Source organism: Nocardioides albertanoniae (genome assembly GCF_006716315.1).
GTDB classification, from domain to species: Bacteria; Actinomycetota; Actinomycetes; order Propionibacteriales; family Nocardioidaceae; genus Nocardioides; species Nocardioides albertanoniae.
Map to the genome: position 1 here is coordinate 1,418,806 of NZ_VFOV01000001.1, position 14,021 is coordinate 1,432,826.

Annotated in this window: 13 protein-coding genes; 11 read left to right on the top strand and 2 right to left on the bottom strand. The window is 69.3% G+C overall.

All coding sequences use genetic code 11. From position 1 onward, the window contains the following. The first annotated feature begins 26 nt into the window (after positions 1 to 26). The 5 genes from atpD to FB381_RS06800 all read left to right on the top strand — a co-directional run bounded on the left by atpD (position 27) and on the right by FB381_RS06800 (position 4,237). The gene (gene atpD / locus FB381_RS06780) at positions 27 to 1,463 is read left to right on the top strand and encodes a F0F1 ATP synthase subunit beta (protein WP_141779587.1); all 1,437 of its coding nucleotides are present in this window, start codon (positions 27 to 29) and stop codon (positions 1,461 to 1,463) included. Further along, positions 1,463 to 1,855: a F0F1 ATP synthase subunit epsilon gene (locus FB381_RS06785; RefSeq protein WP_141779588.1), complete on the top strand. Its 393-nt coding sequence runs from the start codon at positions 1,463 to 1,465 to the stop codon at positions 1,853 to 1,855. The genes atpD and FB381_RS06785 overlap by 1 nt, the downstream gene beginning before the upstream one ends. 52 nt (positions 1,856 to 1,907) lie before the next feature. Continuing rightward, complete coding sequence (locus tag FB381_RS06790) at positions 1,908 to 2,324, top strand: DUF2550 domain-containing protein (protein WP_246087993.1); 417 nt, start codon at positions 1,908 to 1,910, stop codon at positions 2,322 to 2,324. 88 nt (positions 2,325 to 2,412) lie between these two features. After that, entirely contained in the window at positions 2,413 to 3,033 is a 621-nt protein-coding gene (locus tag FB381_RS06795; protein WP_141779590.1) for a DUF1707 and DUF4870 domain-containing protein, read from the top strand. Between the two features lie 43 nt (positions 3,034 to 3,076). Then, entirely contained in the window at positions 3,077 to 4,237 is a 1,161-nt protein-coding gene (locus FB381_RS06800; protein WP_170225081.1) for an MFS transporter, read from the top strand. Between the two features lie 154 nt (positions 4,238 to 4,391). On the opposite strand, the gene FB381_RS06805 is transcribed toward FB381_RS06800, so the two are convergent. Next, on the bottom strand, positions 4,392 to 7,571 hold the full coding sequence (locus FB381_RS06805) for a DEAD/DEAH box helicase (protein ID WP_141779591.1): 3,180 nt from the start codon (positions 7,569 to 7,571) through the stop codon (positions 4,392 to 4,394). A gap of 387 nt (positions 7,572 to 7,958) precedes the next feature. On the opposite strand from FB381_RS06805, the gene FB381_RS06810 reads away from it, so the two are divergent. Beyond that, positions 7,959 to 8,954, top strand: a complete 996-nt coding sequence (locus tag FB381_RS06810; protein WP_170225082.1) for a helix-turn-helix domain-containing protein — start codon at positions 7,959 to 7,961, stop codon at positions 8,952 to 8,954. Between the two features lie 20 nt (positions 8,955 to 8,974). Here the strand turns inward: FB381_RS06810 and FB381_RS06815 are convergent, their stop codons facing one another. After that, complete coding sequence (locus tag FB381_RS06815) at positions 8,975 to 9,547, bottom strand: cob(I)yrinic acid a,c-diamide adenosyltransferase (protein ID WP_141779593.1); 573 nt, start codon at positions 9,545 to 9,547, stop codon at positions 8,975 to 8,977. Between the two features lie 201 nt (positions 9,548 to 9,748). Here FB381_RS06815 and FB381_RS06820 point away from each other — a divergent pair, with 201 nt between their 5' ends. The 5 genes from FB381_RS06820 to FB381_RS06840 all read left to right on the top strand — a co-directional run bounded on the left by FB381_RS06820 (position 9,749) and on the right by FB381_RS06840 (position 14,019). Further along, positions 9,749 to 10,057, top strand: coding sequence for an STAS domain-containing protein (locus tag FB381_RS06820; RefSeq protein ID WP_170225083.1), 309 nt, complete (start codon positions 9,749 to 9,751; stop codon positions 10,055 to 10,057). An 80-nt stretch (positions 10,058 to 10,137) separates the two neighbouring features. Next, positions 10,138 to 12,219, top strand: coding sequence for a protein meaA (locus tag FB381_RS06825; protein WP_141779594.1), 2,082 nt, complete (start codon positions 10,138 to 10,140; stop codon positions 12,217 to 12,219). A 144-nt stretch (positions 12,220 to 12,363) separates the two neighbouring features. Further along, a complete protein-coding gene (locus tag FB381_RS06830) occupies positions 12,364 to 12,795 on the top strand; it encodes a DUF6069 family protein (RefSeq protein WP_246087994.1) in 432 nt (143 codons plus the stop codon). A gap of 115 nt (positions 12,796 to 12,910) precedes the next feature. Beyond that, positions 12,911 to 13,807, top strand: coding sequence for an NAD(P)/FAD-dependent oxidoreductase (locus FB381_RS06835; protein WP_141779596.1), 897 nt, complete (start codon positions 12,911 to 12,913; stop codon positions 13,805 to 13,807). Between the two features lie 32 nt (positions 13,808 to 13,839). Beyond that, positions 13,840 to 14,019 carry a hypothetical protein gene (locus FB381_RS06840; RefSeq protein ID WP_141779597.1) on the top strand — a complete coding sequence of 60 codons (180 nt, stop codon included), beginning with the start codon at positions 13,840 to 13,842 and terminating at the stop codon, positions 14,017 to 14,019. Positions 14,020 to 14,021 lie beyond the last annotated feature (2 nt).

The window sequence follows — 14,021 nt, forward strand, 5'->3', positions numbered from 1 at the left end:
ACCCACAGAAAGACTGACTTAAACTAATGACTGCAACGGTTGACGAGAAGACCACGTCGGGCCGCATCGCCCGCGTGATCGGCCCGGTCGTCGACGTGGAGTTCCCCGTCGACGCCATGCCGGACATCTACAACAAGCTCGAGGTCGACGTCACCCTCGGTGGCGAGACCACGACCCTCCCGCTGGAGGTCGCTCAGCACATCGGTGACGGCATGGTCCGCGCGATCTCGCTGAAGCCGACCGACGGCGTCGTCCGCGGCGCCGCGGTGCGCGACACCGGTGCCCCGATCTCGGTGCCCGTCGGTGACGCGACGCTCGGTCACGTGTTCAACGCGACCGGCGACATCCTCGACGTCGACCCGAAGACGGTCGAGGTCAAGGAGCGCTGGGGCATCCACCGCAAGGCTCCGGCCTTCGACCAGCTCGAGTCCAAGACCCAGATGTTCGAGACGGGCATCAAGGTCATCGACCTGCTCACCCCGTACGTCACGGGTGGAAAGATCGGCCTCTTCGGTGGTGCGGGCGTCGGCAAGACCGTCCTCATCCAGGAGATGATCGCTCGAGTCGCGAAGAACCACGACGGTGTCTCCGTGTTCGCCGGTGTCGGCGAGCGCACCCGTGAGGGCAACGACCTCATCGTCGAGATGGGCGAGGCCGAGGTGCTCGACAAGGTCGCCCTGGTCTTCGGCCAGATGGACGAGCCGCCGGGCACGCGTCTTCGCGTGGCCCTCTCGGCGCTGACGATGGCGGAGTACTTCCGTGACGTTCAGAACCAGGACGTGCTGCTCTTCATCGACAACATCTTCCGGTTCACCCAGGCTGGGTCCGAGGTCTCGACCCTGCTCGGCCGGATGCCGTCCGCGGTGGGCTACCAGCCCAACCTCGCCGACGAGATGGGTGTGCTCCAGGAGCGCATCACCTCGACGCGCGGCAACTCGATCACCTCGATGCAGGCGATCTACGTGCCGGCTGACGACTACACCGACCCGGCGCCGGCGACCACGTTCGCCCACCTGGACGCGACCACGGAGCTCTCGCGTGAGATCGCTTCGCTGGGTATCTACCCGGCCGTGGACCCGCTGACCTCGACGTCGCGGATCCTGGACCCGCAGTACATCGGCCAGGACCACTACGACTGCGCGGTGCGCGTCAAGCAGATCCTGCAGCGCAACAAGGAGCTGCAGGACATGATCGCGATCCTTGGTGTCGACGAGCTCTCCGAGGAAGACAAGATCATCGTCTCCCGCGCGCGTCGTATCCAGCGGTTCCTGTCGCAGAACACCTACGTGGCCAAGCAGTTCACGGGCATCGAGGGTTCGACGGTTCCGGTCAAGGAGACCATCGAGGCGTTCAACAAGATCGCTGACGGCGAGTTCGACCACATCGCCGAGCAGGCGTTCTTCATGTGCGGTGGCCTCGACGACGTCCACGCGAAGTGGGCCGAGATCCAGAAGAGCCTTTGATGACTGACGCACTGCAGGTGGAGCTCGTCGCTGCGGACCGCGTGGTCTGGAGCGGCGGGGCCACCATGGTCATCGCCCGTACGGTCGACGGTGATGTCGGCGTCCTGCGCGGTCACGCGCCGGTGCTGTCGGCACTCACCGAGGCGGTCGTGGAGATCACCCCCGAGGAGGGCACCGAGGTCATCGCGACCGTCGACGGTGGCTTCCTCTCGGTCTCCGACGACCGCGTCTCGATCCTGTCCGAGCACATCCTGCTGGCCCAGGAGATCGACCTCAGCGAAGCGGAGGTCGAGCTTGAGGAGGCCCGTAGGCTGCTTGGCACCAGCAACGACGCCGAGCAGCGCATCCGCCGTGCTGAGGCACGCATCCGCGCTGTCGAGAAGGCCTCTTAGGCAGAGAGGGGCGGAAACCCGAATGGCATGGTGGGAGCTGCTGTTGGTCGTTGTGGCCGCATCGCTTCTGCTTGTCCTCGCCTATGGCATCGGGATTGCCGTCCGCCGCCGTCTGCTCGCTCGCAACGGCGGCGTCTTCGAACTGAGCCACCGCGTCCGGGACACCAGTCCCGGGCGCGGTTGGGTCATCGGGATCGGCCGATACTCCGGCGAGGAGCAGCTGGAGTGGTTCCGCATCTTCTCCCTCTCGCCCAAGCCCAAACGGGTCTGGCGGCGCGTCGAGATCTCCTACATCTCCAGCCGCTCGCCCGAAGGGATCGAGGAGCTCGTCCTCTACCCGGAGAGCCTGATCGTGACCTGCGACGTCGACGGCGAGCAGATCGACCTCTCGATGGACCATCAGACGCTGATCGGCTTCCAGGCGTGGCTCGAGTCCCGCCCCATCAGGTCCAACTGGACCGTCTTCTGATCGACCTCGGCCAACTCGGGGGTCGATCGGTTTGCTTTCGGGGGCTTCCCTGATTGTCCGGTGGCCACTTCGGGCGGATCGTTGAGGTATGTCCTCAACTGCTCCCATCCACACCCCGTCCACCCCGCCGGCCCCGCCCACTTCGCAGCCCGCGGGCGACGAGCTCCGCTGCACCGACGCCGACCGTGACAGCGTCGTCGACGTGCTCAAGGCCGCCTACGCCGACGGTCGCCTCGACCAGGCCGAGTTCGACGCCCGGTTCGACCTGACCATGAAGGCGAAGACGTACGTCGCCCTCGAGCCGATCACCCGCGACCTCGTCGCCCGGCCGGCCTCCGCGGCCTCGCGCGCGCCCGGCCAGCCCGCTCGCGACCTGCTGCCGCCGCCGACCACCGAGGAGCGACTGCTCGGCGCTCTCGCCCAGGCGACGACCTGGGTGCCCGTCGTCGTCGGCCCGGCGATCCTCTATTACACCGTGGGCAAGCGCTCCGAGTTCGTGAAGCACCACGCGGCCGGTGCGCTCAACCTGCAGCTCACCCTGCTCGCCGTCACGATCGTGACCTTCGGTCTCGGTGGGGCGCTCTACGGGATCGCCTGGGTGCTGGCGACCGCCTTCGCCGTCGTAGCCCTCGCCGGCGCCCCGCTGCGCCAGCCGTGGGTGCTGCCCATCTTCGGTCGCGGCGGCCCCTACGAGAAGAAGCGGGACTGATCCCGCCCACGGTCGAGGCCCGAGGGGCCACTAGCCTTTACTCGTGACCCCTCTTCGCCGCGCCCAGGCCGGATCGGTGGTCGCGTTCGCCACCAACGGTCTGCTCTCCGCGACCTTCATCTCCCGGATCCCCGCGCTGCGCGACAGCCTCGGCCTGAGCAACTCGGCCGTCGGCCTGATGCTGCTGGCGATGGGGATCGGGTCGGTCTCCGCGCTGCCGCTGGCCGGGGGACTGGTGATGCGATGGGGCGCCGCCCGAGTCGTACGCCGCTGCGCGGTGCTCTCCGCGGCCGCGCTGTCGCTGGTGGCGATCTCCGGCGCCTGGCTCGAGCAGGTGTGGCTGGTGGCGCTGTTCCTGGTGGCGTACGGCGTCGGCTACGGGGTCTGGGACGTCGCGATGAACGTCGAGGGCGCCGCGGTGGAGCGGCGCGGTGGCAAGACGCTGATGCCGCAGCTGCACGCGATGTGGAGCGTGGGCACGGTGCTCGGCGGGCTGCTCGGCATCGCCCTGGTGGGCACGGTGCCGACGGTGTGGCACATCGCCGGGGTCGCGGCGCTCGCGCTCGCGCTGTGCTGGTGGGGCACTGCCGGCTTCCTGCCGGCGGAGATGGCTCCCGAAGGGCACTCGCCGCGGCGGGAACTGATCGCGGCCTGGCGCTCGCCGCACACGCTGCTGCTGGGCCTGATGGTGCTCGCCTTCGCTGCCGCCGAGGGCAGCGCCAACGACTGGGTCTCGCTCGCGATGATCGACGGCTACGACGTCAGCCATCGGGTCGGGGTGGCCTGCTACGCGGCGTTCGTGCTCTGCATGAGCATCGCCCGTTTCGCCGGCGCGAAGGTGATCGACAGGGTCGGACGACAGCCGGTGCTGGTCACCTCGGCGGGGCTGGCCGGGGCCGGCATCCTGCTGGCGGTCTTCGCCGGCTCCTTCGAGCTGGCACTGGTCGGGATCGCGCTGTGGGGCTTCGGCGCCGCCCTGGGGTTCCCGCTGGGCATCAGCATCGCCGCCGACGACGAGACCCGGGCAGCGGCGCGCGTCTCGGTCGTCTCCACGCTCGCCTACGGAGCCTTCCTCGGCTTCCCACCGATCCTCGGTGCCGTGGGGGACCAGCTCGGCACCCTGCGCGCGCTCCTGGTCGTAGCCTTCCTGATGCTTCCCGCGGCGGCCTTGGCCGTCACGGTCGCGCGGCGACGGTCCGTGTAACACGTCGTTCGTAGGACTATCCGGTCGTTTCCATAGGGCGAGTAGTCCTACGTACGACGTGTTACACCACCCCACCCCCGCCGAGTCGGCGCGTTCTAACGAGCCGACTCGACGTGATTCTCGGTCAGGATGAGCCGACTCGGCGAAGAGTGGGTCAGTCGAAGAGGGCGCGGATGTCGTCGGCGCCGATAGCGGAGCTCATCGCGCCTTCGCCGTCGACGACCTTGGCGAAGAGCTCGGCCTTGCGCTCCTTGAGCTCCATGACCTTCTCCTCGATGGTGTCGGTGGAGACGAGGCGATAGACCATCACGTGCTGGGTCTGGCCGATGCGGTGGGCGCGGTCGACGGCCTGGGCCTCGGCGGCGGGGTTCCACCACGGGTCGAGCACGAAGACGTAGTCGGCCTCGGTCAGCGTGAGGCCGACACCGCCGGCCTTGAGTGAGATCAGGAAGACCGGGGCGTCGCCGTCGCGGAAGCTCTCGATGACCTTGCCGCGGTCGCGGGTGGCGCCGTCGAGATAGGCGGCGTCGATGCCTGCGTCGGTGAGCCGGGTGCGGGCACGGTCGAGGAACGAGGTGAACTGGCTGAAGACCAGCGCCTTGTGGCCCTCGGCGGCGAGCTCCTCGATGTGGTCGACGAGGGTGTCGAGCTTGGCCGAGCCGACCTCGTCGTCATCGGGGTCGACGAGCCCGGCGTCGAGCGAGAGCTGGCGCAGCCGGGTCAGCGCGCTGAGGATCGCGACCCGGTTGTCGTTGAAGTCGTCGAGCAGGTGCAGGATCCGCTGACGCTCCTTGGCCAGGTGGGCGTCGTAGATCTTGCGGTGCTCCGGGTTGAGGTCGACGCCGAGCACCTGCTCCTGCTTCGGCGGCAGGTCGTCGGCGACCAGCTCCTTGGTGCGGCGCAGCAGGAACGGACGCAGCCGGGTGCGGAAACGGCGCAGCGCCCCGTCGTCGCCCGACTTCTCCACCGGCGAGACGACGGTGTCGCGGAACATCCGCGGGCTGGGGTAGAGGCCCGGTGCGGTGATCGAGAGCAGCGCCCACAGCTCCATCAGCCGGTTCTCGAACGGTGTGCCCGTCACCGCGAGCCGCCAGCGCGCGTCGATACGGCGGGCTGCTGCGTACGTCTTGCTCTGGTGGTTCTTGACCTGCTGGGCCTCGTCGAGGACGAGTCCGGCCCAGGGGCGCCCGGCGAAGGCATCCTGCTCGAGCCGGAGGATCGCGTACGTCGTGATCACGATGTCGGCGTCTTCACGGGCCGTTGCCACGTGGTCGCTGCGCTTGCTCACCGTCGCGACGCGGAGACCGGGGGTGTGGCGGGCCGCCTCCTGCACCCAGGCCGGCACGACGCTGGTGGGTGCGACCACGAGGAACGGGGCGTCCGAGGCGGTGCCGTTGGCGACCGCGTGCGACATCGTCGCGAGCACCTGGAGGGTCTTGCCGAGACCCATGTCGTCGGCCAGGATCCCGCCCAGCCCCTGGTCGTGCAGGAAGGCCAGCCAGTGGAAGCCGTCGAGCTGGTAATGGCGCAGGTCGGTGGCCACCCCGGTCGGCTCCGGCCGCGGGATCTCGCGCAGGTCGCGTAGCGCCTGGGCGCGGTGGACCCACTCGGCGGCCTGCTGGTCGACCACGCCGAGCTCTGCCAGCTCGGCCCAGACACCGAGGTCGTGCTTGCCGACCGAGATGCCGTCGCCGCTGCGCTGGTGGAGCTGCCCGGCCGCCTCGACGACGTTGCGCAGGCGGTCGAGCTCGGTGCGGTCGGTGGAGATGTAGGTGCCGCTGGGGAGCACCAGGAAGTCGTCGCCACGGGTCAGCGAGGAGAGCACGTCGGCCAGCGGCACCGACTCGTTGCCGATGCTGACCACGACCTTGAGGTCGAGCCAGTCCTGCCCGGCCCCGCCGTCGCTGCCCTGCTCCTCGACCTCGAAGGAGATCTCGGGCTCCTCCTCGGTCTCCTGGAAGTGGGGTCGCTCGACCTCGGAGACGTCGACGCCGTCGATCTCGCGCAGCGCGGGGAGGTCGTGGATGGCGAGCGCGAGGGCGTCGCCGTCGCGCACCTCGCGCTGACGGAGGAGCTCGGAGGAGACGAGAGCGCGCAGCTGGGTCTCCGCCGCCGGGTCGCGCACGAGGCCGATGTCCTCGCGGGAGTCCACCGGGTAGTGGCGGGTGCCGTAGGCCCACGTCCAGCCGAGGGAGGCGTGGGTCGAGCTGTGCCAGGTGACTGCGAGGCTCAGCCGCGGCTCGGGCGGCTCGGGGATGTCGAGCGCGCCGTCGGTCGAGGTCAGCGGCACCAGCCGGGCCAGCGGGCCCAGCAGGGCGCTCAAGGTGCCGATCTCGGCCTCGGGCACCGTCAGCGGCTCACGGGCGGTCACCAGGCGCTGCGCGTGGGTCGAGAGCGGCCCGGCCAGATCGCCGAGATGGAGCACGCCGGCATCGAGCACACCCACCGAATGGATCGGGCGGCCGACCGTGAGCACCGTCGGGCCGGAGTAGACGCGGTCGCCGTGGGCGAGACCGAAGCGGAGCACCGCCTCGCCCTCCTCGCGGTGCAGCTCGCCGGCGAGCGAGAGCGGATCGTCGAAGATCACCACGTCGCGCACGCTCTCACCGGGCAGCACCGTCACCCCACCACGGACGGCCTCGCGGAGCAGGCCGATCGCGGGCTCACCGAAGTCGGAGAGACCGAGGGCGGAGCTGCGGGCGTAGAGCAGCCGGTCGGAGCGCAGCTGGCGAGCCAGCTCCTGCAGCGGGAGCAGCTGCCCGCGGGGGAAGTCCTTGCCCGGCACCGCGCTGGCGATGTTGGACCAGTCGGCGCCGGTCTTCGCCCAGCGTTCACGGTTGCCCATACGCATGGGGCGGAGCTCGACCGTGGGAGCTCCCGCCGCTGCCGAGCGCGGGCTGTGCACGTCGATCTCGAGCGCCAGCGCGGGCAGGTCGTCCTCGGGCTTGCTGTCTTCGGCGAGCTGGCCCAGCAGCGTACGCAGCTCGGTCTCCCACGACGGCCCGATGCCCGAGGCGGCCGCCGTCGCCGGCGCCGGGTTGATCAGCGAGAGACCGAGGGCGACGCCGTGCTTGCAGTTGAGACGCACCGGGCAGGTGCAGGTGTTCATCACCCGAGGAGCGGCGTCCTTCGTCTCCAGGATCAGGACGACGCGGTAGGGCACCGGCGTGCTGCCGCGCACCTCGGCGGCCGCGCGCAGGGTCGTATCACCGATCTCCTTGAGCTGCGGGTCGCCGACCCGCCCGTCCTCTGCGTAGGCCTCGCCGCGCTGAAAGGTCTGCGGGTCGAAGGTCTCGCGGAGGAGGTCGTTCGTGAGAGCTTCGAGCAAGGACACCCGCACTAGTCTTCCAGCATGAGGCGTGTTCTGCGACTTCGTGGACGCTTGGCGCGCCATGCGGGCGTCGAGCAACGGGTTCGTCGGGGTGACACCGGTCTAGACCAGCAGTGCGCATCGGGGCGGCGCCGGCGCATTCATCCGGCTGCATAGACGCCGGTACGCCGCGCGATGCCGGGCAGCGGGATCCGAACGACTCCACACAGGAATCTCGCGCAAAAACGAAAGCCACCTCGATCCGAGCGGGGGGATCCGGACCGAGGTGGCGATGAATACTTTCGGCCAAGTTGCCTAGGAAAGCAAGTCGAACCGCCATGGCGGGAATGTGCCGTGTCGTATATCTGCCATGATGTCCGTCGTTCGATCTCAGTCATGAAAGGTGTCTTGATGCTTGATGCGCTCGGTCTCGACGCCCTCGAGGAGACGGTCTACCGCCAGCTGGTCGGCGCGCCCTCGGCCAACCTTGACGAGCTGGCCGAGGCAGCCGACCTCGACACCTACGCGACCACCGCGGTGCTCTCGGCGCTCGAGGGAAAGGGTCTGGTGGCGCGGGCATCGGCGGGACAGGACCGTTACGTCGCCTCGCCGCCGGCGGTCGCCCTGGGGGCGCTGCTGGTGCAGCGGCAGGACGAGCTCCGCCGCGCGCAGGTCGAGATGACCGAGCTCTCCGGCCTCTACCGCGGCTCGGTGGCCCGCCGCGACGTGGCCGATGTCGTCGACGTCGTGCACGGCACCGAGGCCATCGCCCAGCGGTTCGCGCAGCTGCAGTACTCGGCGCGGAAGTCGATCCAGGCGCTGCAGAAGCCGCAGGCGGCGGTGGTCACCCGAGAAGACGCCGACGAGGCCGAGCGCGCCGCGATCGAGCGCGGCGTCAGGCACGACATCGTGCTCGAGCGCTCCGTCTTCGACACCCCTGGCATCTACGAGTCGATCGACTCCGGGCTCCAGATCGGCATCGAGCTGCGCGTCGTGCCCACGGTGCCGCTGCGTACCTTCATCGTCGACCGCGAGATCGCCCTGATCCCGCTGATGCAGAGCGTCTCGCCGTCGGGCGAGCACAACACCGTCCAGGACGCGTTGCTGCTCCACCCCAGCGGTCTGCTCGACGCGCTCAACGCCCTCTTCGACCTCATCTGGGCCTCCGCCCCCAAGCTGGTGGCGACCCCGGAGGGCACCGTGGAGACCGCCGCCGACCGTCTCGAGCCCCTCGACACCAAGGTGCTCTCGCTTCTCCTCGCGGGTCTGACGGACGCCTCCATCGGGGCGCAGCTGGGTCTGTCGCTGCGCACGGTGCAGCGCCGCGTACGTCAGATGATGGATCGCGCGCACGTCGACACCCGCCTGCAGCTCGGTTTCGAGGCCGGTCGCCGCGGCTGGCTTTGAGGCTCAGCGCCCCCTGAGGCTCAGCGCTCGCCGCCGGGCACCCAGAGCACGTCGCCCTGCTCCCGGTTGGCGTGCCGGGCGAGGATGAAGAGCAGGTCGCTGAGGCGGTTGAGGTAGGTGAGGGCCAGCTTGTTCATGGTCTCGCCATGCTCGGCGTACGCCGCCCACGCCGCCCGCTCGGCGCGACGCGCGACGGTGCGGGCCACGTGCAGGTGGGCCGCCGCGACGGTGCCGCCGGAGAGGATGAAGGAGCGCAGCTTCTCCAGGGTCTCGTTGTATTCGTCGCACCAGGCCTCGAGCCGGTCGACGTAGGCCTGCTCGACGCGCAGCGGCGGGTATTCGGGGTCGGGCACCACCGGGGTCGAGAGGTCGGCGCCCACGTCGAAGAGGTCGTTCTGGATGGTCGTCAGCACCTTCACGACGTCGGCGTCGATGCCGCCGTGCGCCAGCGCGACCCCGATCGCGGCCCCGGCCTCGTCGGTGGTGGCGTAGGCCTCCAGTCGCAGATCGGTCTTCGCGGTCAGGCTCATGTCGCCGAGCCGGGTCTCACCGGCATCGCCGGTGCGGGTGTAGATGCGCGTCAGGTTGACCATGCGCCGAGCCTATTCGGCCGACCACACATCGATGCGCGTCGGCCTGTGGGACGAGTTGGGTCAAATGACAGGAAATAGTGACGGAAGTGACGAATGAGGCTGATGTGGTGCAACCAATCGGCTGTGTCGCGCGTCATAGTGGGCGAGACGAACCGTCACAGACGTAGGGCAACCCCACTTCCCGGGGGACGGAGGCAGGGCATGGAGATCGTGATCGACGGACCGACCCTGGTGCTGAGCGGAGACTTCGACGTACGCAGCACCTGGATGGCGCGCAGCGTCATCTACGACCATCTCGACACTGTCGAGGGGGATGTCGTGCTCGATGTCTCGGGGGTGCACTGCGCCGACGTCACGGCGCTGAAGCTGCTCGCCGTCGCGACCAGGCAGGCGCACATCGACGGGCGCCGCCTGATCCTGCAGGGCTGCACCCCGGCCGTACGCCGGATGCTGCATCTCTCCAGGCTCTATCGCGTCCTCGAGGTGGAGAACTCGCCGCTGATCGCCTAGCGTCGTCACTGCTGCAGCCGCGACGGAGTGGGATTTTCCACACCCGGACCCGGTTACTGATCGGTAACCGAGGGGCTAGCATGCCTCCTATGACGGACACCACGCCTGCCGAGCCCGGCCGAAGCGAAGCCCGAGGCGACCAGACCCGAGGCGATCAGAGCAGCCGCCCCGCGAAGGACCGCCCCTGGGTCATGCGGACCTACGCCGGCCACTCGACCGCCGAGGCGTCCAACGCGCTCTATCGCAACAACCTCGCCAAGGGGCAGACCGGTCTCTCGGTCGCCTTCGACCTGCCGACGCAGACCGGCTACGACCCCGACAGCACCCTCGCCCTCGGCGAGGTCGGCAAGGTCGGCGTGCCGATCATGCACATGGGCGAGATGCGCAAGCTCTTCGACCAGATCCCGCTCACCGAGATGAACACCTCGATGACGATCAACGCGACCGCCATGTGGCTGCTCGCGATGTATCAGGTCGCCGCAGAGGAGCAGAACCCCGAGATGGATCCGACCGAGGTGGCGGCCAAGCTGGCCGGCACCACGCAGAACGACATCATCAAGGAGTACCTCTCCCGCGGGACGTACGTCTTCCCGCCCGAGCACTCCCTGCGGCTGATCTCCGACATGATCGCCTACACGGTCCACCAGATCCCGAAGTGGAACCCGATCAACATCTGCAGCTATCACCTGCAGGAGGCCGGGGCGACCCCGGTGCAGGAGATCGCCTACTCGATGTGCACCGCCATCTCGGTGCTCGACCAGGTCAAGGCTTCCGGTCAGGTCTCCGAGGAGGACTTCGGCAAGGTCGTCGGCCGCATCTCGTTCTTCGTCAACGCCGGCGTGCGTTTCGTCGAGGAGATGTGCAAGATGCGCGCCTTCGTCGAGCTGTGGGACGAGATCACCCGCGAGCGCTACGGCGTTGAGGACCCGAAGATGCGCCGCTTCCGCTACGGCGTGCAGGTCAACTCCCTCGGTCTGACCGAGGCCCAGCCGGAGAACAACGTCCAGCGCATCGTGCTGGAGATGCTCGCGGTGACGCTCTCCAAGAACGCGCGGGCGCGCGCCGTGCAGCTGCCCGCCTGGAACGAGGCGCTCGGCCTGCCGCGTCCGTGGGACCAGCAGTGGTCGCTGCGGCTGCAGCAGGTGCTGGCCTTCGAGTCCGACCTGCTCGAGTACGGCGACATCTTCGACGGTTCGCCGGTCATCGAGGCCAAGGTCGCCGAGCTCGTCTCGGGCGCCAAGGAGGAGATCGACCGGGTCCAGGCGATGGGCGGCGCGATCGCCGCCGTCGACTCGGGCTACATGAAGTCCGAGCTCGTCTCCTCGCATGCGCGCCGTCGCGGCGCCATCGAGTCGGGCGAGGAGCTCATCGTCGGCGTCAACAAGTTCACCACCACCGAGCCGTCGCCGCTCACCGCTGACCTCGACGGCGCGATCATGGTCGCCGACCCGCGCGCCGAGGAGGCCGCCAAGGAGTCGCTCGAGGCGTGGAAGTCACAGCGTGACGAGGCCGCCGTCTCCGAGGCGCTGGCAGCGCTGGCCGCCGCCGCGAAGACCGACGTCAACCTGATGGAGGCGACCCTGGCGGCCGCCCGTGCCGGCGCGACCACGGGGGAGTGGGCCGGCACGCTGCGCGAGGTCTTCGGCGAGTTCCGTGCGCCCACGGGCGTCTCCGGTGCCGTCGGTGCCGCGGAGGCGGGGGCCGAGCTGGCCGCCGTCCGCGAGCGGGTCAAGGCCACCGGCGAGGAGCTCGGCGTCAAGCTGCGCATGCTCGTCGGCAAGCCGGGCCTCGACGGCCACTCCAATGGTGCCGAGCAGGTCGCGGTCCGCGCGCGTGACGCCGGCTTCGAGGTCATCTATCAGGGCATCCGGCTTACCCCCGAGCAGATCGTCGCCGCGGCTGTCGCCGAGGACGTGCACGTGGTCGGGCTCTCCATCCTCTCCGGCTCCCACATGTCACTGGTGCCGTCGGTGGTCGAGGGGCTGCGCGAGGCCGGGCTCGGTGACGTGCCGGTCATCGTCGGCGGCATCGTGCCCGAGTCCGACGCCAAGACCCTGATCGAGTCGGGTGTCGCGGCGGTCTACACGCCCAAGGACTTCAGCCTCACCGAGATCATGGCCGACATCGTCGAGGTCGTCCGGAAGGCCAACGACCTCTCCTGACCGGCCCCTGGAGTCGATGATCGCGAGGGCTCCCGAAGATTCTTCGAAGAATCTCGGGAGCCCTTGTCGATCTCGAGCGTGCCCGTTCGTGGAGTAGGCAGAGGGAGGCGGACGGCGCCTCCCACCACGTCACGGGAGACTGAGATGTCCACGATCACCAACACCCAGCAGTACGCCACCACCAGCCGCACCTCTGCTCGCCGGTCCGTCTGGCTCCACGGCCTCGCCGCGGTGGTCGCCGCCTCGGTGGCCATCACAGCGCTCGCAGCGGTCGCGATGGCCGCCGGAGTGAGCTTCGAGACCGCCGACGGGCCGATCCCGCTCCTCGGCTTCACCCAGCTGACCGCCGTCTTCTCGCTCGTCGGCGTCGCGATGGCCGCGATCATGGCCCGGGTGGCCCGCCGCCCGCGGCGTACGTTCGTCGTCACCACTGTCGTGCTGACGGTCGCCTCGCTCGTCCCCGACGCCACCTTCGGCTTCGACGTCCCCAGCGCGATCGTCCTGATGGCCCTGCACGTCGTCGCTGCGGTCATCGTCGTCCCGGTCCTGGCTCGGCGCCTCGCCCAAGCGCGCTGAGTCCGGCCCGTCCGCGAGTCGTGCAACACGTTGTTCGTAGGACTATCCGGTCGTTTCAAACGACCGGATAGTCCTACGAACAACGTGTTACCCCAGCGGCGGTAGCCTGCCGAGCATGCGGGTCACGGTGGTCGGAGCAGGTGTCATCGGTCTCTCCTGCGCGGTGCGGCTGCTCGAGGCCGGCCACCGGGTGAGCGTGATCGGCCGGGAGCGTACGACCGGCACCACCTCGGCCATCGCGGGAGGCTTCTGGTTCCCCTACCTGGCCGAGCCGCGCGAACGGGTCGCGGCGTGGGCCGCCGAGACCTTTCACGAGCTCTCCCGGCTGGCCACCGACGAGCCGGCCGCAGGCGTACGCATGGTGCACGGCGCCCAGCACAACCCGGAGGACGACCTGTGGTGGGCCGCGCCGCTGACCGACCTGAGCGTCGTCGGCGGCCGTGCAGAGTTCACCGCGCCGATCGCCGAGATGCCGGTCTATCTGGAGTGGTTGGAGCGCCAGGTCACCGAGGCGGGCGGCACCGTCTCGACGGGTTCGGTCACCGACCTCTCGAGCGTGGATGCCGACGTCGTCGTCAACGCGACCGGTCTCGGCGCCCGAGAGCTGGTCGGTGACACCAGCCTCTATCCGGTGCAGGGCCAGGTCGTCGTGCTCGAGGCCGGTGCCACCGAGGAGTGGTTGGAGGCCGAGGGCTCCGCGCCTGTCTATGTCCTCCCGCGCGGCGGCGACACCGTCGTCGGTGGCACCTCGGTGCCGCACGCCTGGAGCCAGAGCCCGGATCCGCGTACGGCCGAGCGGATCCTCGCCGATGCGGCGGCCCTCGTGCCGGAGATCGCGCACCTCGGGGTCAGGGCCCACCGCGTCGGCCTGCGTCCGGCACGTCCCGCCGTGCGCCTCGAGCGCGAGGGCACGGTGGTGCACTGCTACGGCCACGGTGGCGCCGGGGTCACGCTGAGCTGGGGCTGCGCCACCGAGGTCGCCGAGCTCGTCTCGGAGCTCGCGACGAAGTAAGGCTCCCCTAAGTCCGCTGTTACGCTGTGGCCGTGGGCAAGAAGGGGAAGAAGCCTCCCAAGACGGAGTGCTGCGTATCGAAGCCGCGCTGCAAGCGCTGCCCGATCCGCATGCTCAAGGACGGCACGCTGCCCGACGGGATGACGGTCAAGAAGCGTCGCCTGGTGACGCTCGAGGGCAAGCCCGTCAAGAAGAAGCACCTCGCCGCCTGAGG